The organism is Pseudomonas sp. D5(2026) (assembly GCF_057766845.1).
In genome coordinates this window covers 756,518-781,610 of record NZ_CM173421.1, presented here as the reverse complement: position 1 = coordinate 781,610, position 25,093 = coordinate 756,518, and the positions used below count along the sequence as shown (strand labels likewise).

25 protein-coding genes and 1 riboswitch are annotated in these 25,093 nt (G+C 62.1%); of the genes, 9 read left to right on the top strand and 16 right to left on the bottom strand.

The annotated features are described in order from the left end of the window. Window positions 1-136 precede the first annotated feature (136 nt). The 4 genes from AC3B5Q_RS03670 to AC3B5Q_RS03655 form a co-directional block, all read right to left on the bottom strand. Complete coding sequence (locus AC3B5Q_RS03670) at window positions 137-2,854, bottom strand: winged helix-turn-helix domain-containing protein (protein ID WP_103470143.1); 2,718 nt, start codon at window positions 2,852-2,854, stop codon at window positions 137-139. Window positions 2,855-3,145: 291 nt separating this feature from the next. Further along, window positions 3,146-4,510, bottom strand: a complete 1,365-nt coding sequence (locus AC3B5Q_RS03665; RefSeq protein ID WP_021783475.1) for a DUF1329 domain-containing protein — start codon at window positions 4,508-4,510, stop codon at window positions 3,146-3,148. Between the two features lie 25 nt (window positions 4,511-4,535). After that, window positions 4,536-6,419 (bottom strand): DUF1302 domain-containing protein, encoded by a 1,884-nt coding sequence (locus AC3B5Q_RS03660; protein ID WP_103443491.1) that lies wholly within the window; start codon window positions 6,417-6,419, stop codon window positions 4,536-4,538. Between the two features lie 331 nt (window positions 6,420-6,750). Beyond that, window positions 6,751-8,433: a fatty acid--CoA ligase gene (locus AC3B5Q_RS03655; protein WP_103443490.1), complete on the bottom strand. Its 1,683-nt coding sequence runs from the start codon at window positions 8,431-8,433 to the stop codon at window positions 6,751-6,753. A gap of 274 nt (window positions 8,434-8,707) precedes the next feature. Between AC3B5Q_RS03655 and AC3B5Q_RS03650 the strand changes: the two genes are divergently transcribed. The 3 genes from AC3B5Q_RS03650 to AC3B5Q_RS03640 all read left to right on the top strand — a co-directional run bounded on the left by AC3B5Q_RS03650 (window position 8,708) and on the right by AC3B5Q_RS03640 (window position 11,578). Beyond that, a complete protein-coding gene (locus tag AC3B5Q_RS03650; protein ID WP_021783478.1) occupies window positions 8,708-9,673 on the top strand; it encodes a 2-hydroxyacid dehydrogenase in 966 nt (321 codons plus the stop codon). A 54-nt stretch (window positions 9,674-9,727) separates the two neighbouring features. Continuing rightward, window positions 9,728-10,726: a methyltransferase gene (locus AC3B5Q_RS03645; protein ID WP_103443489.1), complete on the top strand. Its 999-nt coding sequence runs from the start codon at window positions 9,728-9,730 to the stop codon at window positions 10,724-10,726. A 39-nt stretch (window positions 10,727-10,765) separates the two neighbouring features. After that, window positions 10,766-10,906: riboswitch (yybP-ykoY riboswitch) on the top strand. A gap of 90 nt (window positions 10,907-10,996) precedes the next feature. Continuing rightward, a complete protein-coding gene (locus AC3B5Q_RS03640) occupies window positions 10,997-11,578 on the top strand; it encodes a TMEM165/GDT1 family protein (protein WP_172402786.1) in 582 nt (193 codons plus the stop codon). Between the two features lie 42 nt (window positions 11,579-11,620). Here AC3B5Q_RS03640 and AC3B5Q_RS03635 read toward each other — a convergent pair whose 3' ends face one another. The 4 genes from AC3B5Q_RS03635 to AC3B5Q_RS03620 all read right to left on the bottom strand — a co-directional run bounded on the left by AC3B5Q_RS03635 (window position 11,621) and on the right by AC3B5Q_RS03620 (window position 13,700). Next, on the bottom strand, window positions 11,621-12,439 hold the full coding sequence (locus AC3B5Q_RS03635) for a M48 family metallopeptidase (protein ID WP_021783481.1): 819 nt from the start codon (window positions 12,437-12,439) through the stop codon (window positions 11,621-11,623). A 179-nt stretch (window positions 12,440-12,618) separates the two neighbouring features. Beyond that, window positions 12,619-13,239, bottom strand: coding sequence for an SOS response-associated peptidase (locus AC3B5Q_RS03630; protein ID WP_021783482.1), 621 nt, complete (start codon window positions 13,237-13,239; stop codon window positions 12,619-12,621). 15 nt (window positions 13,240-13,254) lie between these two features. Further along, a complete protein-coding gene (locus tag AC3B5Q_RS03625) occupies window positions 13,255-13,515 on the bottom strand; it encodes a putative signal transducing protein (RefSeq protein ID WP_021783483.1) in 261 nt (86 codons plus the stop codon). Then, window positions 13,515-13,700, bottom strand: a complete 186-nt coding sequence (locus AC3B5Q_RS03620; protein ID WP_010951999.1) for a CPXCG motif-containing cysteine-rich protein — start codon at window positions 13,698-13,700, stop codon at window positions 13,515-13,517. Before AC3B5Q_RS03620 ends, AC3B5Q_RS03625 begins: the two co-directional genes overlap by 1 nt. A gap of 122 nt (window positions 13,701-13,822) precedes the next feature. Here AC3B5Q_RS03620 and AC3B5Q_RS03615 point away from each other — a divergent pair, with 122 nt between their 5' ends. Continuing rightward, entirely contained in the window at window positions 13,823-14,992 is a 1,170-nt protein-coding gene (locus tag AC3B5Q_RS03615) for a 1-acyl-sn-glycerol-3-phosphate acyltransferase (RefSeq protein WP_014589682.1), read from the top strand. A 35-nt stretch (window positions 14,993-15,027) separates the two neighbouring features. On the opposite strand, the gene AC3B5Q_RS03610 is transcribed toward AC3B5Q_RS03615, so the two are convergent. Continuing rightward, window positions 15,028-15,288, bottom strand: a complete 261-nt coding sequence (locus AC3B5Q_RS03610; RefSeq protein WP_021783484.1) for a hypothetical protein — start codon at window positions 15,286-15,288, stop codon at window positions 15,028-15,030. A 160-nt stretch (window positions 15,289-15,448) separates the two neighbouring features. Between AC3B5Q_RS03610 and AC3B5Q_RS03605 the strand changes: the two genes are divergently transcribed. Continuing rightward, a complete protein-coding gene (locus AC3B5Q_RS03605; protein WP_031322363.1) occupies window positions 15,449-15,655 on the top strand; it encodes a hypothetical protein in 207 nt (68 codons plus the stop codon). 74 nt (window positions 15,656-15,729) lie between these two features. Here the strand turns inward: AC3B5Q_RS03605 and AC3B5Q_RS03600 are convergent, their stop codons facing one another. Beyond that, window positions 15,730-16,314 carry a YajG family lipoprotein gene (locus AC3B5Q_RS03600; protein WP_021783486.1) on the bottom strand — a complete coding sequence of 195 codons (585 nt, stop codon included), beginning with the start codon at window positions 16,312-16,314 and terminating at the stop codon, window positions 15,730-15,732. Between the two features lie 145 nt (window positions 16,315-16,459). Between AC3B5Q_RS03600 and AC3B5Q_RS03595 the strand changes: the two genes are divergently transcribed. Both AC3B5Q_RS03595 and mqo read left to right on the top strand, forming a co-directional pair. Then, window positions 16,460-16,693, top strand: coding sequence for a hypothetical protein (locus AC3B5Q_RS03595; RefSeq protein ID WP_028698060.1), 234 nt, complete (start codon window positions 16,460-16,462; stop codon window positions 16,691-16,693). 600 nt (window positions 16,694-17,293) lie between these two features. Next, a complete protein-coding gene (gene mqo / locus AC3B5Q_RS03590) occupies window positions 17,294-18,802 on the top strand; it encodes a malate dehydrogenase (quinone) (RefSeq protein ID WP_021783488.1) in 1,509 nt (502 codons plus the stop codon). Between the two features lie 164 nt (window positions 18,803-18,966). Here the strand turns inward: mqo and AC3B5Q_RS03585 are convergent, their stop codons facing one another. From AC3B5Q_RS03585 to AC3B5Q_RS03570, 4 genes are all read right to left on the bottom strand, one after another. After that, window positions 18,967-19,257 (bottom strand): PA4642 family protein, encoded by a 291-nt coding sequence (locus AC3B5Q_RS03585; protein ID WP_021783489.1) that lies wholly within the window; start codon window positions 19,255-19,257, stop codon window positions 18,967-18,969. Window positions 19,258-19,325: 68 nt separating this feature from the next. Continuing rightward, a complete protein-coding gene (locus AC3B5Q_RS03580; RefSeq protein WP_021783490.1) occupies window positions 19,326-19,796 on the bottom strand; it encodes a hypothetical protein in 471 nt (156 codons plus the stop codon). A gap of 51 nt (window positions 19,797-19,847) precedes the next feature. Further along, on the bottom strand, window positions 19,848-20,321 hold the full coding sequence (locus AC3B5Q_RS03575) for a WbuC family cupin fold metalloprotein (RefSeq protein ID WP_021783491.1): 474 nt from the start codon (window positions 20,319-20,321) through the stop codon (window positions 19,848-19,850). Window positions 20,322-20,323: 2 nt separating this feature from the next. Continuing rightward, window positions 20,324-20,881 (bottom strand): hypoxanthine-guanine phosphoribosyltransferase, encoded by a 558-nt coding sequence (locus AC3B5Q_RS03570; protein WP_003247364.1) that lies wholly within the window; start codon window positions 20,879-20,881, stop codon window positions 20,324-20,326. A 161-nt stretch (window positions 20,882-21,042) separates the two neighbouring features. Here AC3B5Q_RS03570 and upp point away from each other — a divergent pair, with 161 nt between their 5' ends. Together upp and AC3B5Q_RS03560 are read left to right on the top strand one after the other, a co-directional pair. Then, a complete protein-coding gene (gene upp / locus AC3B5Q_RS03565) occupies window positions 21,043-21,681 on the top strand; it encodes a uracil phosphoribosyltransferase (protein WP_003247366.1) in 639 nt (212 codons plus the stop codon). 2 nt (window positions 21,682-21,683) lie between these two features. Beyond that, complete coding sequence (locus AC3B5Q_RS03560; protein ID WP_021783492.1) at window positions 21,684-22,949, top strand: uracil-xanthine permease family protein; 1,266 nt, start codon at window positions 21,684-21,686, stop codon at window positions 22,947-22,949. 35 nt (window positions 22,950-22,984) lie between these two features. On the opposite strand, the gene hemH is transcribed toward AC3B5Q_RS03560, so the two are convergent. After that, on the bottom strand, window positions 22,985-24,001 hold the full coding sequence (gene hemH, locus AC3B5Q_RS03555) for a ferrochelatase (RefSeq protein WP_021783493.1): 1,017 nt from the start codon (window positions 23,999-24,001) through the stop codon (window positions 22,985-22,987). Between the two features lie 13 nt (window positions 24,002-24,014). Further along, a complete protein-coding gene (locus tag AC3B5Q_RS03550) occupies window positions 24,015-24,920 on the bottom strand; it encodes a TIGR01777 family oxidoreductase (RefSeq protein ID WP_274118922.1) in 906 nt (301 codons plus the stop codon). Between the last annotated feature and the right edge of the window lie 173 nt (window positions 24,921-25,093).

The following is a 25,093-nucleotide window of genomic DNA, read 5'->3' as shown; positions in this document are numbered from 1 at the left end:
TTGAAAAATCGCGCGAGGCGATGCCACCGATAGCTGTATCGGCAGCTGGTCGGGAAAGATGAGGATAGAGCATTGCCGGCCACGAACCATGGCGCCAGGCCATCGCTTTAACGAACAATGACCTACATAGCCAGTATCACGCCAGCAACCCCAGGGATTTGGCCTTGGCCACCGCCTGGGTGCGCCGCTCCACACCCAACTTGCTGTTGATGTGACTGGCGTGGGTCTTCACCGTGTGCAGGGAAATGAACAGCCGCTCGCTGATCTGCTGATTGGAACAGCCCTGGGCAATCAGTTCGAGCACGGCCAACTCACGACCACTCAGCGCTTCGCCGTTGCCCGTACTGGCGATTGGCACTGGCGGCAGATGCTTGAGCAGTTCAGCCTGCACCGGGCAAACGGCACCTGCCTGCAGTTGTTCATGAAGCCATTGCGGGTGTTTTTCCAGTAGTGGCTGCATCGGCTGCATCACGCCGCCATGAGCCGCCTCCAGCAAACTGGGCAGCAACTGCGCGGCCTGCCCTTCCTTGCCTTCGTCCAATAGCAGGGAAAGCCATTGGCACAGGGCGCTTACGGCGAGCATCATGCCGCCACTGGCCTGGCCGCGCTCTACCAGGCAAGCCAGGCGTTGCACGGCATCGTCGCTACGCAACTGGATACGATCGAGCAATGCCTGCTGCAACGCAATGTGCAAAGGCAGCAGCGGATGGAATTCCGGTGGCACCGCCGGCTGCTCGCCACCATAGGTCTGGCCCAGGCGCTGCAGCCAGGACTCCGCCAGGTCGGTACGCCCCTGGGCCAGCCACAGTTCGCATTTGACCAGGGTAATCATGGCCAGATAGTAGACCGGGGGCACATCCCATATATGCATCAAACGCTCGGCCTCGGCCAGTTCGGCAAAGGCCTCGGCAAAGTGACCTTCCCGGCCGTCGAGCGTGGCAATCACGCAATGGCCGATGAGCACACTGATGTCCCGGCACGCTCGCGCCTCCCCCAACCCCGCGCGCAAACGCGCCCGGCCCTGAGCCGGCTGCAGGCGCGAGACCAGCAGGTAACCTTCGTAAAGCGTCAGGCGCGCACGCACGGCATACAGCCGCTGCGCCGAAAGCCCTTGCAGACGTTGCAGCCCTTGGCGCACTTCGTCCAACGCGCGCAGCACCTCGCCACGGGCATGCAGCACCCGCGCCCGGTCGTAATGAGCCAGCGCCTCGAACAAGGGGTTGCCGACACGCTGGGCCAGTTCCAGGGCTTCACGGTTCCAGCCTCGGGCACGCCAGAAGTCACCATCGGCAATGGCCAGGTTGGACAGCGTCGACAAGCACACCAGGCGTTGGCCATAGCGCTTGCTCGGCAGGCTTTGTAGCGCTTCGCCGCAATAGGCCAAGGTGCGCTCGCGATCGCCACGGCCACGGGCAATGACCCCACTGAGTGCCAGCCATTGGGCCAGCATCGACTTCTGCGCAGTCGCCGAAGGCGCGGGCAAAAAGCGACTGAGGTAGCCGGCCAGTTCCTCGGCAGCATCCAGCTGGCAAGCCAGGCCCAACGCCCAGCTGTACAGCACGATCAGCCGCGGCGTGCTGATCAACAGGCTGTCGGGCAGGTCCATCTTCCAGCGCAGCAACATGCCGACGTTCTGCTCGGCCAGCAGTTGCTCCTCGGACAGGCTCTGCACCAGGTCGGCGGCAACATCGAGGTGGCCGGCACGCAAAGCCTGCTCCACCGCCTCATCCAGCAGGCCCTGGGCTTCAAACCAGCGGCAGGCTCGCAAATGCAGAGCCACCAGTGATTCGCTGGCCTGGCGGCTGCGCAGCAGGTCGGAGAACAAATGGTGGTAGCGGAACCAGTGCCCATGCTCGTCCAGCGGCACCAGGAACACCTGATGCGCCTGCAGGAAGCTCAGGACGGCGGCACTGTCATGGCGGCCACGCAGCGCATCGCAAAGTGGAGCGCAGAAACGCTCCTGGCAGGCGGTTTCGTCCAAGAAGGCCTGCACGTCTGCAGGTAGCCTGTCGATGACCTCTTCAAGCAAGTAGTCGCGGATCAGGCCCTCGCCACCATGCAGCGCCTGGGGCAAGGCTTGCTCGTCAGCGCTGTCGCTGGCCGCCAGCTGCCAGAAACGCAACCCGGCCACCCAGCCGTCGCTGCGCTGGATCAGGTTGTCCAGCGCCTGGCCGCGCAGGCCGGTAGGCTGGCGGCCGATCACTGCCAGCGACTCATCTGCGGTGAGGCGCAGGTCCTGTTCGTTAAGCTCGACCAACTGCCGGGACAGGCGCAGGCGCGCCAGGTGCCAGTCTGGCCGCTGGCGGCTGGTCACCAGCAGTACCAGGCCGGGGGGCAGGTGATTGAGGAAGAACTGCAAGCAGCGGTCGAGCACCGGCCCCTGGGCCAGGTGATAGTCGTCCAGTACCAGCAGCAGCGGCGTATCGGCCTGCAGGTAGACCGCCAGCTCATCGAGCAGGCCATCTAGCCATTCTTCAAAGGCAAACGGCTGGTGGCGCTGGCGCATTTTCAGCAGGCCCATGGCCTGGCCGCCCAGGGCCGGGCAGTACTGCTGCAGGCCTTCAAGCAAGCGCTCAAGGAAGCGGCCAGGGTCGGCATCCCGCTGGCTCAGGCCCAGCCACAGGCTGCGCCAGTGCTCGGGCAATGCTTCGCAAAACTCGATGGCCAGGGAGCTTTTGCCGAAACCCGCCGGGGCATTGACCAGCAACAGTCGCCCGCCCAAGCCGGCTTCCAGCCGCTGGCACAAACGCAGGCGCGGCACATGGCCATCCGGCAGCGGCGGCCGGAAGAAACGCCCGTCCCGCAGGCCAAGGGCCTGACTCGCGAATCCATGCGTACGGGACAAATCTGTCATGGCCGGCTCGTTCTGGTTGGAAGACAACGGCGGTATGGATGCTTGCGAGACTAGCGGGTAATGCGGCGCATTTGAAGATGATGGGCGCAATTGCCATGGAAAAGACTGCGACAAAAAGCAACATGGCTGATGGACAGGGGCTGGAGCGGGGGTTTGGAGAGGTATTCAGGAGGTTTATTGCCTTGCCCTGCCTCTTCGCGGGTGAACCCGCGAAGAGGCCAGCTCAGGAAATAGAAACGCCCCGGCGAGCCGGGGCGTTCTGGGGATCACACGGATTTCCGTGATTTCAGCTTAGCGAATACCCGACTGACGCAGCGCCGCTGGCTGGAAGTCGGCCTTGCTGGCACTGAAGCCAAAATCGTAGGCGCGTTTCTCTTCGTTCTTCATGCCCAGGGCCAGGTAACGACCGGACTGCAGGTCGTAGATGGCTTCCAGGGTGTACCAAGGCACTTCCACGTTGTAATAAGGCTGAGCGTGGGCCTCGGACACGCGCCACAGTTGGCCACGGCCGTCGTACTGGTCGATCACTGCTGCCTGCCAGGTGTCCTCATCGATGTAGAAATCACGCTTGGCGTAGATGTGCCGCTGGCCCGGCTTGAGGGTTGCAACTACGTGCCAGACGCGGCGCAGCTCGTAACGGGCCAGGTCCTGGTTGATGTGTCCGGCCTTGATGATGTCGGCATACTTGAGCTTCGGATCATCCAGTTTGAAGGCGTTCGATGCGATGTACAGTTCCTTCTTGCCTTCCAGCTTCCAGTCATAACGATCGGGTGCACCGTTGAACATGTCCAGGTTGTCCGATGTACGCAGGCCGTCTGCGGCGGTACCCGGGCCGTCATACGACACTTGGGGTGCCATGCGCACACGGCGTTGGCCGGCGTTGTAGATCCACGCCTTGCGCGGCTCCTTCACCTGGTCGAGGGTTTCGTGCACCAACAGCACAGTCCCGGCCAGGCGCGCAGGCGCAGTGACTTCCTGCTTGAAGTAGAACAGGATGTTGCCCGGGTTGTTCGGGTCGTAGTCCTTCATCTTGTCGCGGAAGACGAACTGGTCGGAGAAGTACACGGGGTTGAACGAGCCGTTCTGCTGCGGCGTGGCCTGGGTCACCAGGCGGCTGACACTGCCGCCGCGGTAGCGGGTGATGTGGTTCCAGATCACCTCCAGGCCGCTTTTCGGGATCGGGAACGGCACCGCCGTGCGGAAGTTGCTCAGGCCGTTACCGCCCTCCACCAGGGTGGTTTTGGTAGCGTTTTCCTTGATGGCCGCGAACACATCGGCCGGGACGGTTGCGCCGCGATGGGTCTTGAACACCGGGATCTTGTAGGTGCTCGGGTAGCGTTTGAGCATGGCCATCTGGCCCGGCGAGAGCTTGTCCTTGTACTGGTCGGCATTTTGCGCCGTGATGGTAAACAGCGGCTTTTCACTGCCGTACGGATCGGACAGGAAGCCCTTGCCGTCGACGCTGCCTGCGGTCTTCGACAGCGGCTCCCATGGGCCGATGGAGCCGTCGGCGTTGCCGGCCTTCTCGGCGCCCATCGGGGTCAGGGTGCTGCCCAGCTTGGCCGCCTCGTCGGCGGATACCGCAGCCATGACGCTGGTCGCCAGCAGGGACAGGCCCAGCACACCGGCTTGCAGCAGACTTCTGGTCTTGTTCATGTCGTGTCGTCCTGGATCTGTATGCTTAGAAGTTCACACCGAAGCTGAGGGCGACGAAGTCGCGGTCATCCACTGTGGTGTACTTGCCGTCAAAGAAGTTGGTGTACGACAGGCTCGCCGTGTAGGTGTTCTGGTACTCGGCGTCCAGGCCCAGGCTGACTGCCTTGCGGCCTTCCTCGAAGTTGCCGCCAGGGCCGGGCGAGTAGCCGGAGACATCATGGGACCAGGCCACGCTTGGTTTGAGGTTGACCCCGGCGAATACGTCGTTGTAGTCCCAGATGGCACGGGCGCGGTAGCCCCAGGAGGTCGAGGTGGTAAAGCCGTCGTTTTCGCAGTTGCGATCAAGGTTCGCGGTTGAGGAGCCAAGCCCCGAACCGACGATGGTGGCACCGTTGAGAGTGGCGCAGGTGCCGTTTGGCAATGGGCCCGGGCCATAGACCGGGTCACGCCCGTAGCGCGCCTTGCTGTTGCTTTCCAGCCCACCCACATGGGTAACGCCGACTTCGCCGACCACGGTAAGGCGGCTGGCACCCATGACCTGGTCGAAGAAGTGCGTGAAGGTGGTCTGGAACTGGGTGACCTCCTTGCGCCGGTAGCCGTGCAGGTCTTGTCCTGGAGTGCCAGTCAGCACCGAGGCATTGTTGTAGGGCGGTCTATCGATCGGCCTTACACCGGCAAACAGAATATCTGTGGAGTTGAGTTGCACTGGAGCGTTAGGGCGGTAGCTAAGTTCGCCGCTCCAGGCCGTGCCAGTAGGCAATGTGGTGGAGAAGCTCAGCCCGTACAGACGGATGTCTTCCGGATACTCGACGAAGTACTGGGAGTTGCCTGCAATGATCAACGGCGCCAGCGCTCGTACCGCAGGTGACGCGAGTGGGTTGTTCACCAGGTTGAACAGCGCCTGCGGCGCCCCGGTAGCACTGAAGATCGGTGCCCGGCTATGGTAGTTCATGAAGTAGGCACCGAACTCGGTATCCAGCGGCTCGAACATGTAGCGGAACGCGACGCCGAACTGGCCGCTGTCACGCGCATCGCGGTCGGCGCCACGCGGTACTTTCACACCCTCGCTGTTCACGTCCACACCAAATGCCGACAAACCGGCAAGCGCCTGGGGCGACAACGCCCTGCTACTGTTCAACACCCGCAGATTGTCACTGCAACCATCGGCAATGATGTCCGGCTGCGAGAAGAAGGTGCCGCAGTTGTCGACGACCGTCTGGTCCCATTCGATCTGGTAGAAGGCCTCGGCCGACAGGTTGTCGGTCAGGCTTTGCGACACATAGAACATGTTGACCGGAATCAGGCCTTCCTTGATTTCGGCCCCAGGGCGGCGGAACGCCGACACGTCGATGGGGTTGATCGAGTTGATGCCGCCGCCGATGAAGGTACTTTCGCCCCAGCTCACCACCTGCTTGCCAAAACGCACCGAGCCAGGCTGATCGCCGATGGCGTAGTTGTGGTAGACAAAGGCGTCGAGCAGCTCGGCGCCGGACGACTTGGCGCCTTCCTTGCGGTTGGAGTCGCTGATGTCCTTGAACTCGCGGTTTTCGTCCTTCAGTTCGAAGTCGTACCAGTACTTGCCACGGACGAACACACCGGTGTCGCCGTACTTGAGCTCCAGGTCATGAATGCCTTTGAAGATCTTGGAGAAGGTTTCGCCCTTCTTGAAGTTCAGGTGGCCATCGTCGGATGTCTGTGACAGGCCCTTGCCGCCGTTGTTAACCCCTATCAGGTTCTTGTTGGGGTTGGCCGTCGACCAGCTGGCGCCGATGGAGAGCGAGGAGTCGAACTGGCCTTCGATTTCACCAATGTTGAAACTGACAGCGAAAGCAGGACTTGCGAGCGTGGAAGCAAGGCTGACGGCCAAGGGCAGCTTGGCCCGGCGCCAGAACAGGTTTGCAGATTTCATCGACGCTACTCCATGTACTTTTTTGTTATGGCAGTGAGTCCTTTCAAGAACGGCCCGAGCGACCGGTTTGCAGGCTTGCACCTGCGGCGACACAGCTTGCGCATGTCGCCCTCCCCCATTCCTGAAAATCCCCTGGCCCCGACTATAGCCAGCAGGCACAGGCGCTTGATCCCTCTAAAGTGTGATTTGCGCTCCATGCCACCAACTCGCTGCCGTTTTGCTCCGGTTGCGGGCTGGCAGTGCTCAAGGATGGCGCATTTCTGCCGTTTGGCAAGGCGGCGGGCTCTCTAGCATGCGGGTCGCGCCCTGACGTACGCGACCCGCACAAAGGTTACAACGTGGAAAGAAATGCGCTGTTGCTGGCCTGCCACTGGACGATGTCCTGGCGGATGCGTTTCTTGTCGAGCTTGCCGACACTGGTCTTGGGAATTTCAGTAACAACGGCGATCTGGCTTGGAATCGCCCACTTATTGATATGACCTTGCTCGACGAACGGCTTGAGGTGTTCCTTCAGCGCCTTGGCGTCGATATCGTGGCCGTCCCGTACCACCAGCAGGGCAAACGGGCGCTCACCCCACTGCGGGTCGGCCACCCCCACCACCGCCACTTCGCGCACGGCCGGGTGGCGGCTGATCAGGTCTTCCAGGTCGAGCGAGGAAACCCACTCGCCGCCGGTCTTGATCACATCCTTGATGCGGTCGCGGATGTCGATGTAACCCATGCCGTCGAGGGTGGCGACGTCACCGGTGTGCAGCCAGCCTCCCTGCCACAGCTCCTCGCTCTTCTCCGGTTCCTTGAAGTAGCCCATGGTCAGCCACGGCGCACGCAGTACCAACTCGCCCTGGGTTTCACCATCGGCGGGCAGGAAGTTGCCTTCGCCGTCGACGATGGCCGCTTCGACCAACGGCACCGGCACACCGGCCTTGATTCGATAGGTGACGCGCTCATCCTCGCTGCCGGCCTGCAGTTCATCGTTCAGGTGTGCGGCCGAGATCAGCGGGCAGGTTTCCGACATGCCATACGCGGCGGTCAGCTGGATGCCGCGTGCCAGGGCGGCCTGGTACAGCGACCGGTTGAGCGAACTGCCGCCGATGATGATCTTCCAGCCGCCGAAGTCCTGCTCCTGGGCGTTCGGGCAGTTGAGCAGCATCTGCAGGATGGTCGGTACGCAGTGGGAGAAGGTGACCTTCTCTTCGCGCCAGAGCTTGACCAGCATGTCTGGCTCGTAGCGCCCCGGGTACACCTGCTTCATGCCGAGCATGGTGGCAGCGTAGGGGATGCCCCAGGCATGTACGTGGAACATCGGGGTGATGGGCATGTACACGTCGTTGCTGCCCAGCAGGCGCACGCTGTCGATACTGCCGGTGACCGAGGCTTCGGCCAGTGTGTGCAGTACCAGTTGCCGATGGGTGAAATACACGCCCTTGGGGTTACCGGTGGTGCCAGTGGTGTAGAAGGTGGTGGCTACCGAGTTCTCGTCGAAGTCCGGGAAGTCGTAGTGCGGGCTGGCAGCAGCCAGCAGCTGCTCATACTCGCCGACCAGGTCGGGCAGTTCGGCAGTCTTGTCCGGGCCATCAGTCAGCAGCAAGGTCTTGTCGACAGTGGCCAGCTGCCCGGCAATGGCCTGGTACAGGCCGACGAAGTCGCTGTTGACCAGCACCACTCGGTCTTCGGCGTGGTTCATGGTGTAAAGGATCTGCTCGGGCGACAGGCGCACGTTGATGGTGTGCACCACGGCACCGATCATCGGGATGGCGAACATGCATTCCAGGTAACGATGGCTGTCCCAGTCCATCACCGCCACGGTGTCCCCGGCCTTGACCCCGGCCTCGGTCAGCACATTGGCCAGGCGGGCAATGCGCTCGTTGAGCTGTGGATACGTCAGCCGCAACTGGTCGCGATAGACGATTTCGCGGGTCTTTTCATAGCGGCTGCCGGACATCAGCAGGCGCTTGATCAGCAGTGGATAGGCATAGGCGCCCTCGGCGGGCTTGATGATGCGCGTCTGCAACATGGGTATCCCTTTTCTGAAAAGCGGGCCGGACAAGTCTGGGGATTACTGTAGTCCGCCAATATGACGGCTAAATCAGCCGAAGGAATGATTTGCGTGGCAGAGGTATGAGTGGCGGGCGTTGACGGGCGGCAAGGTTGAGCTAGACACTGCGGCGTCGGCTTCAGTTTTGTGCCGAAGCTGAGGGCCTCTTCGCGGGCAAGGCCGCTCCCGCAAGGGTTGTAGTGCCCGCGAATGGCCACAACACCCTTATCCCTCCCTGCCACCGGAGATCTTCATGCCCAGCCCGCGTCGCGCCGTGTTTCTCGATCACCAGTCCCTGGACCTTGGCGACCTCGACCTTTCACCCCTGAAGCAGCAGTTCGACGCGTTCGAACTGTTCGCCGCGACCCGCCCGGAACAGGTTGCAGAACGCTTGCAGGGCGCCGTGGCAGTGGTCAGCAACAAAGTCATGCTCGATGCCGCGACCCTGGCCGCCAACCCGCAACTGAAGCTGATCCTGGTGGCCGCTACCGGCACCAACAATGTCGACCTGGCCGCCGCCCGCGCCCAGGGCATCACCGTATGCAACTGCCAGGGCTACGGCACGCCGTCTGTCGCCCAGCATACCCTGGCCCTGCTGCTGGCCCTGGCCACCCGGCTGTGCGATTACAACCAGGCGGTAGCCGAAGGCCAGTGGGCCAAGGCCAGCCAGTTCTGCCTGCTGGACTTTCCTATCGTCGAACTGGAAGGCAAAACCCTCGGTCTGCTCGGCCACGGTGAACTGGGCGGCGCCGTGGCGAGGCTGGCCGAAGCCTTCGGTATGCGCGTACTGAGCGGGCAGATCCCTGGCCGCCCGGAGCGCGCCGACCGGCTACCGCTGGACGAGTTGCTGCCGCAAGTCGACGCCCTGACCCTGCACTGCCCGCTGAACGAGTACACCCGGCATATGCTCGGTGCCCGCGAACTGGCGCTGCTCAAGCCCAATGCGCTGGTGGTCAACACCGCCCGCGGCGGCCTGATCGACGAACAGGCGTTGGCAGACGCCCTGCGCGGTGGTCACTTGGGCGGCGCGGCCACCGATGTGCTGAGCGTGGAGCCGCCGGTCAACGGCAACCCGCTGCTGGAGCCCGGCATCCCGCGCCTGATCATCACCCCGCACAGCGCCTGGGGTGCCGTAGAGTCCCGCCAGCGCATCGTCGGCCAGCTCAGCGAGAACGCCCAAGCCTTCTTCGCCGGGCAGCCACGCCGCGTGGTCAGCTGAGCCAGGCGCCTGCCTCTGCTACACTGCGCCACTTTTTTCCAGGAGACGTCGTCCATGGACCCGCGCAGTGAAGTGTTGCTCCGCCAGGCAGAGCTGTTTCAGGGGCCGCTGCTGATCGCCGGCGCCCCCGCCGACGACCTGCTCGGCCAGTTGCCTCAGGCCCAGGCCTGGACTTGGCATGCCGGCGATCAGGCCATGCTCGAAAGCCGTTTCGCAGGCCGCAGCCATTACGGCGTCGAGGCCCCTGAAACAGCATTCGACAGCGCCGTGCTGTTCCTGCCCAAATCCCGCGAGCTGGCCGCCTACCTGCTCAACGCCCTGGCGTCGCGCCTGGCTGGCCGTGAGCTGTACCTGGTCGGTGAGAAGCGCGGTGGCATCGAGGGCGCGGCCAAGCAGTTGCAGGCCTTTGGCAAGCCACGCAAACTCGACAGTGCCCGGCACTGCCAGCTGTGGCAAGTGACCATCGACCAGGCGCCACAGGCAAAACCGCTGGAAAGCCTGGCCGAGCGCTTCGAGCTGGCCCTGGAAGACGGCCCGCTTCAGGTGGTCAGCCTGCCTGGGGTATTCAGCCATGGCCGACTCGACCGAGGTACTGCCCTGCTACTGAAGCATCTTGACGGCCTGGCCGATGGCCACATGCTGGACTTTGGCTGTGGTGCCGGGGTGCTGGGTGCCACGCTCAAACGCCGATACCCACAAAGCCGGGTGACCTTGCTGGACGTGGATGCCTTCGCCGTGGCCGCCAGCCGCCTGACGCTGGCTGCCAACGGCCTGGAAGGCGAAGTGATCAGCGGCGATGGCATTGACGCAGCCCCTACCGAACTGAGCCTTATCCTGAGCAACCCGCCGTTCCACACCGGCGTTCATACCAACTATCAAGCTTCAGAAAACTTGCTGAAAAAATCGGCCGTTCATCTGCGAAAAGGTGGCGAAATACGCTTGGTTGCCAACAGCTTCCTGCGCTACCAGCCACTGATCGAAGGGGCATTGGGCAACTGTCAGGTACGTGACGAGGCCGACGGTTTCCGCATCTACCAGGCAACTCACGGATAAAAACAGCGCTTGCCGAAAGCGTTTTGCCTAGGCAGAATCCGCACCGTCCTAGGGGAGTAGTCTCCCGCGAGCACCCAGCTCGCCCGGTACGCGTCAACATACTTGGTCCACAGACCATGGCGCGTGCGACCCACCATGCAAGCCTGCATGGCGAGATCCGCATAGACGGATCGAGGGTTTGACAAGACCTATGACACGCACACCTTACCCGGGGCGGGGAGGCTGTACGTGTCATAGCCGTGTCGACCCGCCCCCGTAGGAATCCTGATGCTGGAATCTCTGTTGGTCCCCACCGCTATCGTTGCCTTGGCCGAGATCGGCGACAAGACGCAACTGCTCGCACTCATTCTCGCTGCCCGCTTCCGCAAACCCTGGCCGATCATCGCCGGCATCATCGCCGCCACCCTGGCCAACCATGCCGCGGCTGGTGCCGTGGGGGCTTGGGTCGGCAGCTTCTTCAGCGAATCGGCGCTGCACTGGATCCTGGCCGCGAGCTTTACCGCCACCGCACTGTGGACCCTGGTGCCGGACAAAATGGATGACGACGAGAACCCGGCTCGCCGTTTCGGGCCGTTCCTGACGACACTGATTGCGTTCTTCCTGGCCGAAATCGGCGACAAGACCCAGGTCGCTACCGTGATGCTGGCCGCGCAGTATCCGCACCTGATCATGGTCATTATCGGCACTACCCTGGGCATGCTGATTGCCAACGTGCCGGTGGTGCTGGCGGGCAACTTCGCGGCTGACAAACTGCCGTTGACGCTGATTCGCCGCCTGGCGGCAACGGCGTTCTTCGTGCTGGCGATCGTGGCCGTCTATTCGGCAATGAAGACCAGTGGCTGGATTGGGTAAAGGGAAAGCGGGGGCTGCCATGCAGCCCCTGCATTCAGGCAGTTACGGTTTGGCTGCAGCCTGATACAGCGGCATCACCTTCGGAATCGCCGCCTGCAGCGAAGCAATGCGGCTCGCGGACGCCGGGTGAGTGCTCATGAACTCAGGCGGTGCACCTTCGGAAGCCTTGCTCATCTTGTTCCACAAGGTGATCGCGGCATTCGGGTCGTAGCCGGCACGGGCCGACAGCTCCAGGCCAATGAGGTCGGCCTCGTTCTCGTTGGCCCGGCTGTTGGGCAAGGTCATGGCGTAGTTCACCACCGTGTCGGCCATGGCCATGCTGCTCTGGCCGAGGCCGAAGATGGCACCGGCACCCTGGCGAGCCATTTCCACACCGTATGCCTTGGACATGGCCTCGCGGCTATGCTCACGCAAGGCGTGGGCAATCTCGTGCCCTACCACTGCGGCAATTTCCGCATCGGTGAGCTTGAGCTGATCGATCAGCCCGGTGTAAACGATGATCTTGCCGCCCGGGCCGCAGTTGGCGTTCAGTTCGTCACTCTTGATCACGTTGACTTGCCAGTCCCACTGCGCGGCATCCGGGCGGAATTTGGGCGCCTGGGCAATCAGGCGGTTGGCAATGGCCTGCACACGCCTGGCATCGGCACTGGACTTGTCGAGCACACCCTTGCTCGATGCTTCACCCAGGGTCTGCTGATACGACTGGGCGTACATCTGATTGACCTCGTCGGTCGAGAGCATGCTGAACATGTACTGCTGGCGCTCGACGCCAACAGCACCGCCGCTGGTGGTATTCACCGCCTGGCAGCCGGCCAGCAGGATGCCAGCACTCAACAGGCTGACGACAAAAGACTTACGCATGAAAACACTCCCTTTTTACATGCGCCGTATCCTAGGCCGAGTCGCCAGTGGCTGCCATAGCCGCAGGGAAGATTTTCGTCGCCTGTACCGATCCCTTCGCGGGCAAGCCCGTCCGCACAGGGGAACACGACCGTTGTAGGAGCGGGCTTGCCCGCCAAAGGACCGGCGCAGACAACCTATCAAGCCGGGGTCAAACACTCCGGCGCATCCAGCTTCGGGTCATTGACGAAATTGGCCAAGGCTCGCTCACGCAACGTCGCCGGCGGGCTGGCCAGCAGCTCGTGCAAACGGGCAACCGGCGTGTCCGGGTCAAGCCAGGCCGCCTGCCCCGCTTCGTCGAGGATGAGCGGCCGGCGCTGGTTCATGGCGGCCTGGGTCACCACCGCGCAACTCAGCCATACCTGGTCCTGCACCGGGTAGGCTTCCCAAACCGCCGCAAAGTACAACGACGCGCCCTCCCCCGGGGTCAACCAGAACGGGCGTTTGCGCACGTTGCCACGCCATTCGTAAAAGCCGTTGGCCGGCATCAGGCAGCGACGCTGGCGAAATGCATCGCGAAACATCGGTTGCTCGGCCAGCGTTTCGGCCCGGGCATGGGCGGGGGTACGGGACAGGTCGGTGAGCCAGGCCGGGGTCAACCCCCAGCGCGCCTTGGCCAGTTGCTGTTGGCCGTCAAGCTGACGCTGGATCAGCACCGACGCCCCAGGCGATATATTCCATTGGGCCGGCTGGCCGACGGGGAAGCCCGGCAGACTGGCAAGGGCCTGGGGCCAGCGAAACAGGGCGTAACGTCCACACATGGGCGAATTCAGAACCTAGCAGATCAAGGTACCGGGGACATCCTCCGGTTCGTCGCCAACCAATGGCTGGGCATCATTGTACGCATCGATCAGACGCCGTGCGCATTCGGCCTGCTCATCAGCGACAATGAGCCCCAGCAGCCCCTGCAAAGGCAGCTCGCCGGCGGCACCGAGCAGGTCACGGCCGACCACATGTACCTCGATCCCTTCGCTGGCAAGCATGCCCGCCAGCATTTGCGCCTCGAGCAGGCTTTCCGGTTCATAGATGCGCTGCATCAGGTGTCGTCCTCGCGGCGGACTTCAAGCATCCATTCGTCACCGTGCACCTGCAGAATGCACACCACAGGCTGGCAGCACACCTGGCAATCCTCGGTATAAACCTGGTCGCCAGCAGATAGATCGACGGTAGTTTCCACACGTTCGCCACAATAAGGGCAATCATAGAAGTCGGTTTCCAGCATCGCGGCCTCCGCAGTGACTTATGCGTATAATTGCCGGTCTGTTTACAGGGTCTGTGTGCGTCCGAGCCGTTTTTCGGAGCCCGTCCCTACCTTATTACCCTAGCCGTTTCCAACAAGAGAGCATGATGGGCGAATTCGATGCCATCCGACCGTACGACGACGCTGAGGTCCCTGCCGTTCTGGCACGCCTGCTCAGCGACCCGGCATTCCTCGATATCCTCACCCACTTCCGCTTTCCGCGGGCGGCCGGTGCTCTCGGCTGGTTGCTCAAGCCCTTGATTGCACGCCGCCTGCGCAAGGAATTCGCCGGCGTTACCTGTGTCTCGACCTTGCAGGACAAAGTCGAGTACTACGTCGACCAGACCATCGATCGCGCCACCGACGGCGTCACCTACTCGGGTGTGGAACAGCTCAAGGCCGGCACCGCCTACCTGTTCCTGGCCAACCACCGTGACATCGTCATGGACCCGGCCTTCGTCAACTATGCGGTGTACCACGCCGGCCTGCCCACGCCGCGCATCGCCATTGGCGACAACCTGCTGCAAAAGCCCTTTGTCAGCGACATGATGCGCCTGAACAAGAGCTTCATCGTGCACCGTTCGATCAGCGGGCGACGCGAAAAACTGGCTGCTTACCAACTGCTATCGGCCTACATCAACCACTCGATCCGTAACGATGCCACCTCGATCTGGATCGCCCAGGCCGAAGGTCGGGCCAAGGACGGTGACGACCGCACCGACTCGGCGATCCTCAAGATGTTCCACATGAGCCGCAAGGACGAGCCGTTCGGTGCAGTGATCCAGAGCCTGAACCTGACCCCGGTGTCGATCAGCTACGAGTACGACCCGTGCGACCAGGCCAAGGCCCGGGAGCTGTACATCCGCGCCACCACCGGCACCTACAAGAAGGCGCCGGGCGAAGATGACAACAGCATTGCCAAAGGCATTACCGGCTACAAGGGCCGCGTGCACATCAACTTTGCGCCGCCAGTAACCGAATACCACGAAGACACCAAGCAGCTGGCTGCGGAGATCGACCGGCAGATTCTGGGGGGCTACCGACTGTTCCCGGTGCATTACCTGGCGTATGCGATGTGGGAGGGCAAGGACGAAGCCCTGCAGGTGCCAAGCGCTGAGAAGGTGTTCCCGGCGGATGAGCTGGCCAAGGCCAAGGAAGAATGGCAACGGCGTCTGGATGCCTGCCCGCAAGAGCAGCGGCCTTACCTGGTGTTGCAGTATGCGACGCCGGTGCGCAACCAGTACCAGGTCAGACAGCAGGCACCTGTAGCCTGATCAGGTTCGGGGCTGCCTTGCGGCCCCGATGGTTCTCAGACCCAGGTGCTGAACCAGGACAGCAGCAGCGCCATCGCCAGGCACGAAAAGCCAAGAATGTAGAAGTATTTCGGCACCCGAAGGTCGAACGCGTCCACGACCCCCTCGTCTGCTGCCATGTACTCGCGGGTTTCGGCCTCGCGCCGCCGAGCACTGTGCAGCAGCAAACCGCCCGGGCAGGTCAGCAGCAGCGCCAGCAGGTTGATCAGCTTGGTGGGGTGGGCGGCCAGGAACCCCCAGAGCACTTGCAAGGACATCACGCAACCTCGGTGTGAGCAACGGCAAAGGCCAGCATTCTACCCAAGTCGCACCTTGGTGCCCGGCCTTGGCGACAAACTGTCATTAAATTTCATCTGTCATCCGCTCGTCATCAATACAGGCGACCCTGTCGGCCTTTTCATGGCCCGGAGCCTTTTCATGTTGCACGCCGAAAACCAGGACCGCCTCTACCTCGTTGCCCAGAGCGATGAACAACAGGCGTTGATCGATGGTTTTGCCATCAATGTGCAGGACCGCCAGTGGCTGGTCTACTGTGCGCTTGGCGGGCACGCGCATGAGGATTTGCCCGAAGTGCATGCAGGCACAGGATTCAGCTTGCTGGATTTCCACATAGAAGCTGCGTGAGCCTGCGCCGACCGGACAATAAAAAACCCGCGGCCTGTCACTCAGGCAGCGGGTTTTCTTGTACAACCTGAAGCTTACTGACCGAGCACCTGCCCGATGCTCGGGTCCTTGAACAGGCGGGTCAGGGCATCGCTCAGCACATCACCCACCAGCTGGTTATTGGTGTCCTGATTCGGCGCCATGCCGAAACGCTGGTCCAGCGAAGCGCCATAACGGCCGCTGTAACGGCGGCCACCATTGGTCACATCAGCACGGAAGGTGGCGCCGATGGTGGCCTCGGTCACGTAAAGGTTGTCTTTGGGCGACTGGTACTTCAGCTCAGCCAGGGTCACGGTCAGCTGCGGTGCATTGCCGGCGTTCGGGGTCGGGGTGAAGCCGAGCAGGCGCACAGCCGCTTCAGCCTGAGCCTGCAGCTTGGGCACCACGTCATTACCGCTGACACTGATGGTGCTGGTCTCGGGGTACATGCCACCGCGGGTACCCAGGGACTGCGAAGGCCGCCCATCCACTACCCGGACCACTACCGGCTGGCCATGGCCGACCGGGGCCAGCTGGGCCTTGAGCGTGGGTTGCGGATTGAGTTGTTGCGGGCTGTGGGCACAACCGACCAGGCTGAGGCTGGCCACGGCGATCAAACCGAACAACAGACGTTGCAACATGCGCGTTTCTCCAGAAAATGCGGCAAAGGCCCACAGTATACCCAGCCAGGCACAGACCAGTCATCGGCCCGCCCCGGTTGTCACAATCGTTTCATGGCCACTCCCTTATCCTTGCGCCAAGCCCTAACGCAAAGGACTCGCCGCCATGGCCTCGCTCTGGACTCTGCTCTTCCAACGGCCGCGCCACAACGCTTATGCCCGCCTTGACGCTGATGGCAAATGCCTGGCCTTCAAGCAATGCAGCCAGGCACCAAGCGGCATCGACTGGGTGCAGGTCAGCGAAATTCAGCTAGCCTGGCTGGGGCGCGAGCTGCCCATCGAAGCCCGGGTTTGCGCCCGCGCAAGCCGCCGTTGGCACCAGCGCCTCCTCGCTGTCTGACAAACGCTGCAATAAAAACCACGAATGGCGACATTTCTGCCCGCGACATCGCTATAATCTCCCCCCGATTATAAGGACGTCTCCTGATCGGGCCCCGCATCCGCCGATTGACCCCGGCAACTTCACCGCTTCGCCCACAGAGAGCCTTCCACTCAGGTCTTGCATCGGCTGTCGTGCCTGTTTTTCCGGCCCTTCACACTGCATGAACCTGCGGGTTGCCATCGCGCAGTCCCCTTTTGAGGTTCACGTCTCCAAAAGAGCGTGAAAAAACGGTTTTCACAACTTCACAAGAGTGTGGCGAGCAAATGAACAGTCTGGCATGTGCAAAAGCGGCAGATGTGTCCCGAACAGCCCTGAACAGGCGGCAGATGCGCTCATCCTGTATGAGTGTCTGAACCGTTCCATAACGCACGCACGACACCTTGACCATAAGTCGAATTGCCGCACCTGTGGCAAACGGCGTTCAATACCCGAACCCGAAGACTGATTGGCGGTGTCCGCGGAAGTTGCAAGAACTGCGAAAAGTCGGACATGGCGACCCTGGCAACCCCAGGTCCTATGCTGTCAATTAGGTAGCTGTAGATTGTGGAGACGCGTTAAATGGCGCAGAACGAATCGGTTGATGTGGTACTGGTAGGCGCGGGCATCATGAGTGCCACCCTGGCCGTACTGCTGAAGGAGCTTGACCCGACCCTGAAGCTTGAGGTCGTCGAGGCGATGGACTCCGGGGCCGCGGAAAGCTCCAACCCCTGGAACAACGCAGGCACCGGCCACGCCGGCCTGTGCGAGCTGAACTACACGCCGCAGGCCGCCGATGGCAGCATCGACATCAAGAAGGCCGTGCACATCAACACCCAGTTCGAGGTTTCGCGCCAGTTCTGGGCCTACCTGTGCAAGAAGGGCAACTTCGGCTCGGCGCGTGCCTTCATCAACCCTGTCCCGCACCTGAGTTATGTCGAGGGTGACAAGGGTGTTTCCTTCCTCAAGAAGCGCTTCGAGCTGCTCAAGCAGCACCATGCCTTCGCCGAGATGGAATACACCGAAGACAAGGCCGTGATGAACGACTGGATGCCGCTGATGATGCCTGGCCGCCCGGCCGACCAGCACATCGCCGCTACCCGCGTGGCCAAAGGCACCGACGTGAACTTCGGCGCACTGACCAACAAGCTGCTCAAGCTGCTGGGCGACTCGCCGGACGCGCAGGTCAAGTACAGCAAGAAGGTTGTCGGCCTGCGCCGTAACGGCAGCGGCTGGACCGTGAGCATCAAGGACGTCAACAGCGGCGGCAGCCGTGAAGTCGACGCCCGCTTCGTCTTCCTCGGCGCTGGTGGCGCGGCTCTGCCGCTGCTGCAGTTGTCCGGCATTCCGGAAAGCAAAGGCTTCGGCGGCTTCCCGGTCAGCGGCCAGTGGCTGCGCTGCGACAACCCGGAAATCGTCAAGCAGCACCAGGCCAAAGTGTATAGCCAGGCCGCCGTAGGCGCCCCGCCGATGTCGGTACCGCACCTGGACACCCGCGTCGTGGACGGCAAGACTTCGCTGCTGTTCGGCCCCTATGCCGGCTTCACCACCAAGTTCCTCAAGCACGGCTCGCTGATGGACCTGCCGCTGTCGGTGCGCATGGGCAACATCGGCCCGATGCTGGCTGTGGCCCGCGACAACATGGACCTGACCAAGTACCTGGTCAGCGAAGTGATGCAGTCGATGGAGCAGCGCCTGGAAGCCCTGCGTCGCTTCTATCCGCAGGCCAAGGCCGAGGACTGGCGCCTGGAAGTGGCTGGTCAGCGTGTGCAGATCATCAAGAAAGACCCGAAGAAAGGCGGCGTGCTGCAGTTCGGTACCGAGCTGGTCTCGGCCCAGGACGGCAGCCTGGCCGCACTGCTCGGCGCATCGCCGGGTGCCTCGGTAACCGTATCGATCATGCTGGAACTGATTGAGCGCTGCTTCCCCGAGCAGGCCAAGGGTGCCTGGGCTGCCAAGCTCAAGGAAATCTTCCCGGCTCGCGAGAAGACCCTGGCAACCGATGCTGCGCTGTACCACAAGATCAGTGCCGATAACGACGCGGCCCTGGACCTGGCAGAAAGCAGCCCGGCGGCCAAGCATTACGCCTGAACTGCCTGCTAACGAAAAAACGCCCCTCGGGGCGTTTTTTGTGCCTGGAGACCTATCAGCCTGTGCCGGCCTCTTCGCGGGCTTGCCCGCTCCCACAGGTTCGGCGCTGCCCTCATCCCTGTGGGAGCGGGCGAGCCCGCGAAAGGGCCAGCACAGGTTGAAGATCAACCGCGGGCTTTATCGATGATCTCGATGTACTCAGGTGCATTGCGCTGGTCGGCAATCTGCTCGACGAAGGTTTTGCCGTGCTCGTCCTTGCCATCCAGGTCCAGGCCAGCTTCGACGAAGAAGCCTACAAAGCGCTCGAAGTCGCCAACGCGCAGGCCACGGTAGGCCTTGACCAGCTTGTGCAGCGACGGCGAAGTCACACCATCGGCCGGCTCGAACTGAAGGAACGACTTGACGTAGTCGTCGCTGATTTCGTCACCGATTACCTGTTTCTTGTCTTTACGCATTGCCGACTCCAACTGGACCATCACTGAATTTCGAAGGCCGGCAGTTTACCCCCCGCAGGCTTCGCGCCTCAACGCGTACGTACCGTCCCGGTGTGCAGGTCGGCCCAGATGTGGCCGTTGCCATAAGTCAGAAACTGCACGTATAGGGTTTCGTTACGCAGCAGGTCCATGACCACCCGGTAGTTGCTGACCGGGTAATTCAGGCTCAAGGTACGGGTTTTAGCGTCATACACAGGCTTTTTCAGGCTTTTGGCCGCTTCACCATCGAACGTCAGCAGCACCTGGGCAATGGTCGCACCCTTGCTCAGCGGCTTGCCCTTCAGACGCACCTGCAATGACGATGTGATCGGGATCGGTTGCTGATCGGACTGGCGCTGGGCCCCTACGACCACCGAATAGTCAGTCACCTGCAGCAATTGCTGGCTGGTCGGCGCTTCCTGGCGCAGGGACTGGTCATCAGGTGGCAGGAACTGACTGTGCAGCGGTGCGGCAGCGAGCGGCATACTGACCGCCAGCAGGAGGGGAAGAATCGCACGCATGTGAGGCTCCTTGTCTGAAGGAGCACTCTAGCACGCCGGGTACAGCCGATATCAATCGAACTGCGCGCGCATCCAGGCCTGGTAATCGGCCACACCGGCTTCACCCTCGCGCGGCGCCCAGTGTGCGTGCTCACCCTCGCCCACCGGTCGGTATGGCCCAGCCTTGCACTCGAACAACATACTGTCCGGCTCCAGCACCACCAAGCCATGGTAGGTACCAGGCGCCAGATCCACCCCCAGACAGTCGCCACCGGCCTGCAGCACCCGCTTGTCAGTGACCGCGCCTTGCTCATCGAAGATCAACAGGCCAAAGCGCCCCTTGAGCGCTATCAAGGTTTCAGCCTTGTCGGCGCTCAAATGGCGATGCGGCGGAATGTAGGTGCTCGGTTGCAGCCCGACCGCCATGCGATGGCACGGCTCTTCCATTTCATGGAAGGTGTGATGCTGCCGCCCGCGCGGGTTGGCAGTAGCCTTTTCGGCCAGCCCGGCGAACAGCGATTGGTCGATGAACGCAGGCTGGCGCACGGTTACAGCCCCTTTACGGCGAAGATGCCGTTAGCGTTGCGCCAGTAACCTTTGTAGTCCATGCCGTAACCGAAGATATAGCGATCAACGCAAGGCAGGCCCACATAGTTGGCCTTGAGGTCAGGGCTTGCCTTGCGGTCGTGGTCCTTGTCGATCAGCACAGCGGTGTACACCGAGCGGGCGCCGGCATGCTTGCAAAACTCGATGATGGCGCTGAGGGTGTGCCCTTCGTCGAGGATATCATCGACGATCAACACGTCACGGTCGATGAACGACACTTCCGGCTTGGCCTTCCAGAAAAGCTCGCCACCGCTGGTCTGGTTGCGGTAGCGGGTAGCGTGCAGGTACGAAGCTTCCAGCGGGAACTGCAGGTGGGTCAGCAGTTTGCCGGAGAAGATCAGGCCGCCGTTCATCACGCAGAACACAACCGGGTTCTTGTCGTGCAGGTCCTTGCAGATCTGCTCGCCGACTTTGGCGATGGCCGCTTCGACTTCGGCTTCGGTGTACAGGCAGTCAGCTTCACGCATGACTTGACGGATATGCTCGAGATCGGCGGACATGGCGCTCTCCGGGGGTGCATTTTGGAAAAGCGGGCAAAGGTACGCATCCGCTCGTCACAGATCAAGCATTTATGGACTAACGTCCAGAATGACCAGACGACAGCACAGGCTGAATAGATTAATCTAGCGCGGTTTTTTTGCCCGCCTTTCGGAGCCCCCCTATGCCCACTCGTGAGATCCGCCATCCGCTGATCCGCCACAAGCTCGGCCTGATGCGCCGTGCCGATATCAGTACCAAAAACTTTCGCGAACTCGCCCAGGAAGTCGGCGCGCTCCTGACGTATGAAGCCACCCAGGACCTGCCCCTCGAAACCTACGAGATCGACGGCTGGTGTGGCAAGGTCTCGGTTGAAAAAATCGCCGGCAAGAAGATCACTGTAGTGCCGATCCTGCGCGCCGGCATCGGCATGCTCGACGGCGTGCTCAGCCTGATTCCGGGTGCCAAGGTCAGCGCCGTCGGCGTTGCCCGTAACGAAGAAACCCTCGAAGCCCATACCTACCTGGAAAAGCTCGCGCCGGACATCAACCAGCGCCTGGCCCTGATCATCGACCCGATGCTGGCCACCGGCGGCTCGATGGTTGCCACCATCGACCTGTTGAAAAAGGCCGGCTGTAAAGAGATTCGCGCCATGGTCCTGGTCGCCGCGCCAGAAGGCATCGAGGTGGTGGAAAAAGCCCACCCGGACGTGAAGATCTACACCGCCTCGATCGACCAGCGCCTGAACGAACACGGCTACATCGTGCCTGGCCTGGGCGATGCCGGTGACAAGATCTTCGGCACCAAGCAAAAGGACGCCTGACCATGCAGGACGGCTTCAACGACCCGCTCTGGCGCCAGGTCGTTTCGGGCGCGCAGATGCTCTTCGTGGCATTCGGCGCGCTGGTGCTGATGCCCCTGATCACCGGCCTCGACCCGAACGTCGCGCTGTTCACCGCCGGCATCGGCACGCTGCTATTCCAGCTGGTCACCGGTCGTCAGGTACCCGTGTTCCTGGCCTCGAGCTTTGCCTTCATTACGCCGATCATCCTCGCCAAAGGCCAGTTCGGCCTTGCCGAGACCATGGGTGGTGTAATGGCTGCTGGCTTCGTGTACACCTTCATGGGGCTGATGGTCAAAGTCAAAGGCACCGGTTTCATCGACCGCATGCTGCCGCCGGTAGTGATCGGCCCGGTGATCATCTCCATCGGCCTGGCCATGGCACCGATCGCCGCCAACATGGCGATGGGCAAAGGTGGGGACGGTACAGCACTGATGCCGTACAAGACGGCCATGCTGATCTCGATGCCAGCGCTGCTGACAACCTTGATCGTTGCCGTATTCGGCAAAGGTATTTTCCGCCTGGTTCCCATCATCTCCGGCGTGCTGGTGGGCTTTGCCCTGTCGTTCGCCTTTGGCGTAGTCGACACCGCCAAGATCGCTGCCGCACCGTGGCTGGAAATCCCCAATTTCACCGCCCCTGCGTTCAACTGGCAGGCCATTCTGTTCATCGTCCCGGTTGCTCTGGCGCCGGCGATCGAGCACATCGGCGGGGTGATCGCAGTGGGCAGCGTGACCGGCCGTGACTACCTGAAAAAGCCCGGCCTGCACCGGACTTTGCTGGGCGACGGCCTGGCCACCACTGCTGCCGGCCTGTTCGGCGGCCCGCCCAACACCACCTACGCCGAAGTGACCGGCGCGGTGATGCTGACCAAGAACTACAACCCGAAGATCATGACCTGGGCGGCGGTCTTCGCCATTACCCTGGCCTTCATCGGCAAGTTCGGCGCGCTGCTGCAGAGCATCCCGGTGCCGGTGATGGGCGGCATTTTGTGCCTGCTGTTCGGCTCGATTGCAGCGGTGGGCATGAACACCATGATCCGCCACCAGATCGACCTGGCCGAAGCACGCAACCTGGTGATCGTCTCGGTGACACTGGTGTTCGGTATCGGCGGCGTGCTGATCGGCAGCGGTGACGGTCCGGATGACTGGGGCCTGAAGGGCATCGCCCTGTGCGCCATTGTGGCTATTGCCCTGAACCTGATTCTGCCGGGCAATGATGGCTGGAAGCACAAGAAGCTGGATGTATAACCGGTCGGAAGGGGCCGCCACACGGCCCCTTTGATTCAGGCGTTTTCACACATATCAGCCAACACCCTGACCCACTCCGGGTGATCATTCAGGCACGGCACCAGCACCAGCTCCTGGCCGCCAGCCTCGACAAACTGCTCGCTGCCACGCATGCCAATCTCTTCCAGCGTCTCGATGCAATCCGCCACAAACGCAGGGCACATCACCAGCAGCTTCTTCACCCCGGCCTTGGCCAGCTCATCCAACCGCGTCTCTGTGTAAGGTTCGATCCACTTGTCCCGCCCCAGCCGCGACTGGAACGATACCGACCATTTGCCATCAGGTATGCCCATGCGCTGCGCAAAGGCCTTGGCCGTAGCCAGGCATTGCCCGCGATAGCAAACCGAACGTACTTCGGCGGGTGCACCGTGGCAGCAATCGGCAGCACGCAGGTCGTGCTTGACCCCCTTCGGAAACAGCTTCTTCAGGTGCCGTTCCGGCAAGCCATGAAAGCTCAGCAGCAGGTGGTCGTAACCCTGCTCCAGATACGGCCGGGCGCTGGCTGCCAGCGCCTCGATGTACGCCGGGTGCTCGTAGAACGGCTGCAACACGCGCATCTGCAACGGCAACTGCCGCTCGCTGACCGCCTGTTTTGCCTGCTCGACCACAGTGGTCACCGTACTGTCGGCGAACTGTGGATAAAGCGGTGCCAAAGTCACCTTGCGCACACCTTGAGCGGCCAACCGCGCCAACACATCAGGCAAGGCCGGCTGGCCGTAGCGCATGGCAATTTCCACCGGGCCATGGGGCCAGTGCTCGACCATCGCGGCCTGCAGGCGACGGGTCAGCACAACCAAAGGCGAGCCCTCCTCCCACCAGATCGAAGCGTAGGCATGTGCCGACTGCTCCGGGCGCTTGACCAGGATCAGTGACACCAGCAAGCGCCGCACCGGCCACGGCAGGTCGACCACGTACGGGTCCATGAGGAACTGGTTGAGGTAGCGGCGCACATCGGCCACCGAGGTGGAGGCCGGGGAACCCAGGTTGACCAGCAGCAGGGCGTGATCGGTCATGCAGCGTCCTATGTCAGAGGCGACTGGACAGGTTGTCCAGCGCCGATTGCAGATCGTTGAAGCGGAAGGTGAAGCCGGCTTCGAGCAAGCGTACCGGGCGCGCCCGCTGGCCTCCCAGCAGCAAGGTCGACATCTCGCCAAGCCCGGCCTTGAGCAGCAATGCCGGCACTGGCAGCAGCGCCGGCCGATGCAGGGCGCGGCCCAGTCGCCTGGCAAACTCACGGTTGCGCACAGGCTCCGGGGCACAGGCATTATAAGGACCGCTGGCATCCTTGTGCTGCAAGAGAAAATCAATCAGGGCGACCTGGTCATCTATATGAACCCAGGGCATCCACTGCCGCCCGTTGCCCAAAGGCCCGCCCAGCCCCAGCTTGAAGGGCACGCGCAGGCGCGACAAAAAGCCGCCGTCACTGGCCAGCACCAGGCCGGTACGTACCAGTACCACGCGGATCCCCTGTGCTTGCGAACGCTGGGCGGTCTCTTCCCAGGCAATACACAACTGGCTGGCGAAATCTTCACGCACCGGGGGTGAAGCCTCGGTCAGTTCACGTTCGCCGCCGTCTCCGTACCAACCTACCGCAGAGCCGGAGATCAACACCTCCGGGCGCTGCTCACGGGTGCCCAGCCAAGCCAGCAATTGCTCGGTAAGGGTGACACGGCTGGCCCACAACAAGTTGCGCCGGGCGGCCGTCCAGGGCCTGTCGGCAATCGGCGCACCGGCAAGGTTGACCACCGCATCAAGATGATCATCGGCCTCCAGCTGCTCCAGGCGGGCGATGCCACGTACCCCGCTACCACAAATCTTCGCCACCTGTTCAGGACGCCGACTCCAAACCGTAAGCCGATGCCCTTGGCCAAGCCAGTACTGGCATAGATGCTTGCCAATCAAACCGGTGCCACCTGTCAGCAATATATGCATGGCTGTGTCCTCGCAGAATGCGGCGGTGGTCTATTTTTAACATCAAGGCACTTTTTTGACCCGACGCTCTCGGATAAACATAGGCCAACCTGTTCGCCACACGGAATAACCTTATACATAATTTGTGCATTGTACAGGTTTGCCTGACAGCGTAGTCTGCTCACAGCAAGGTT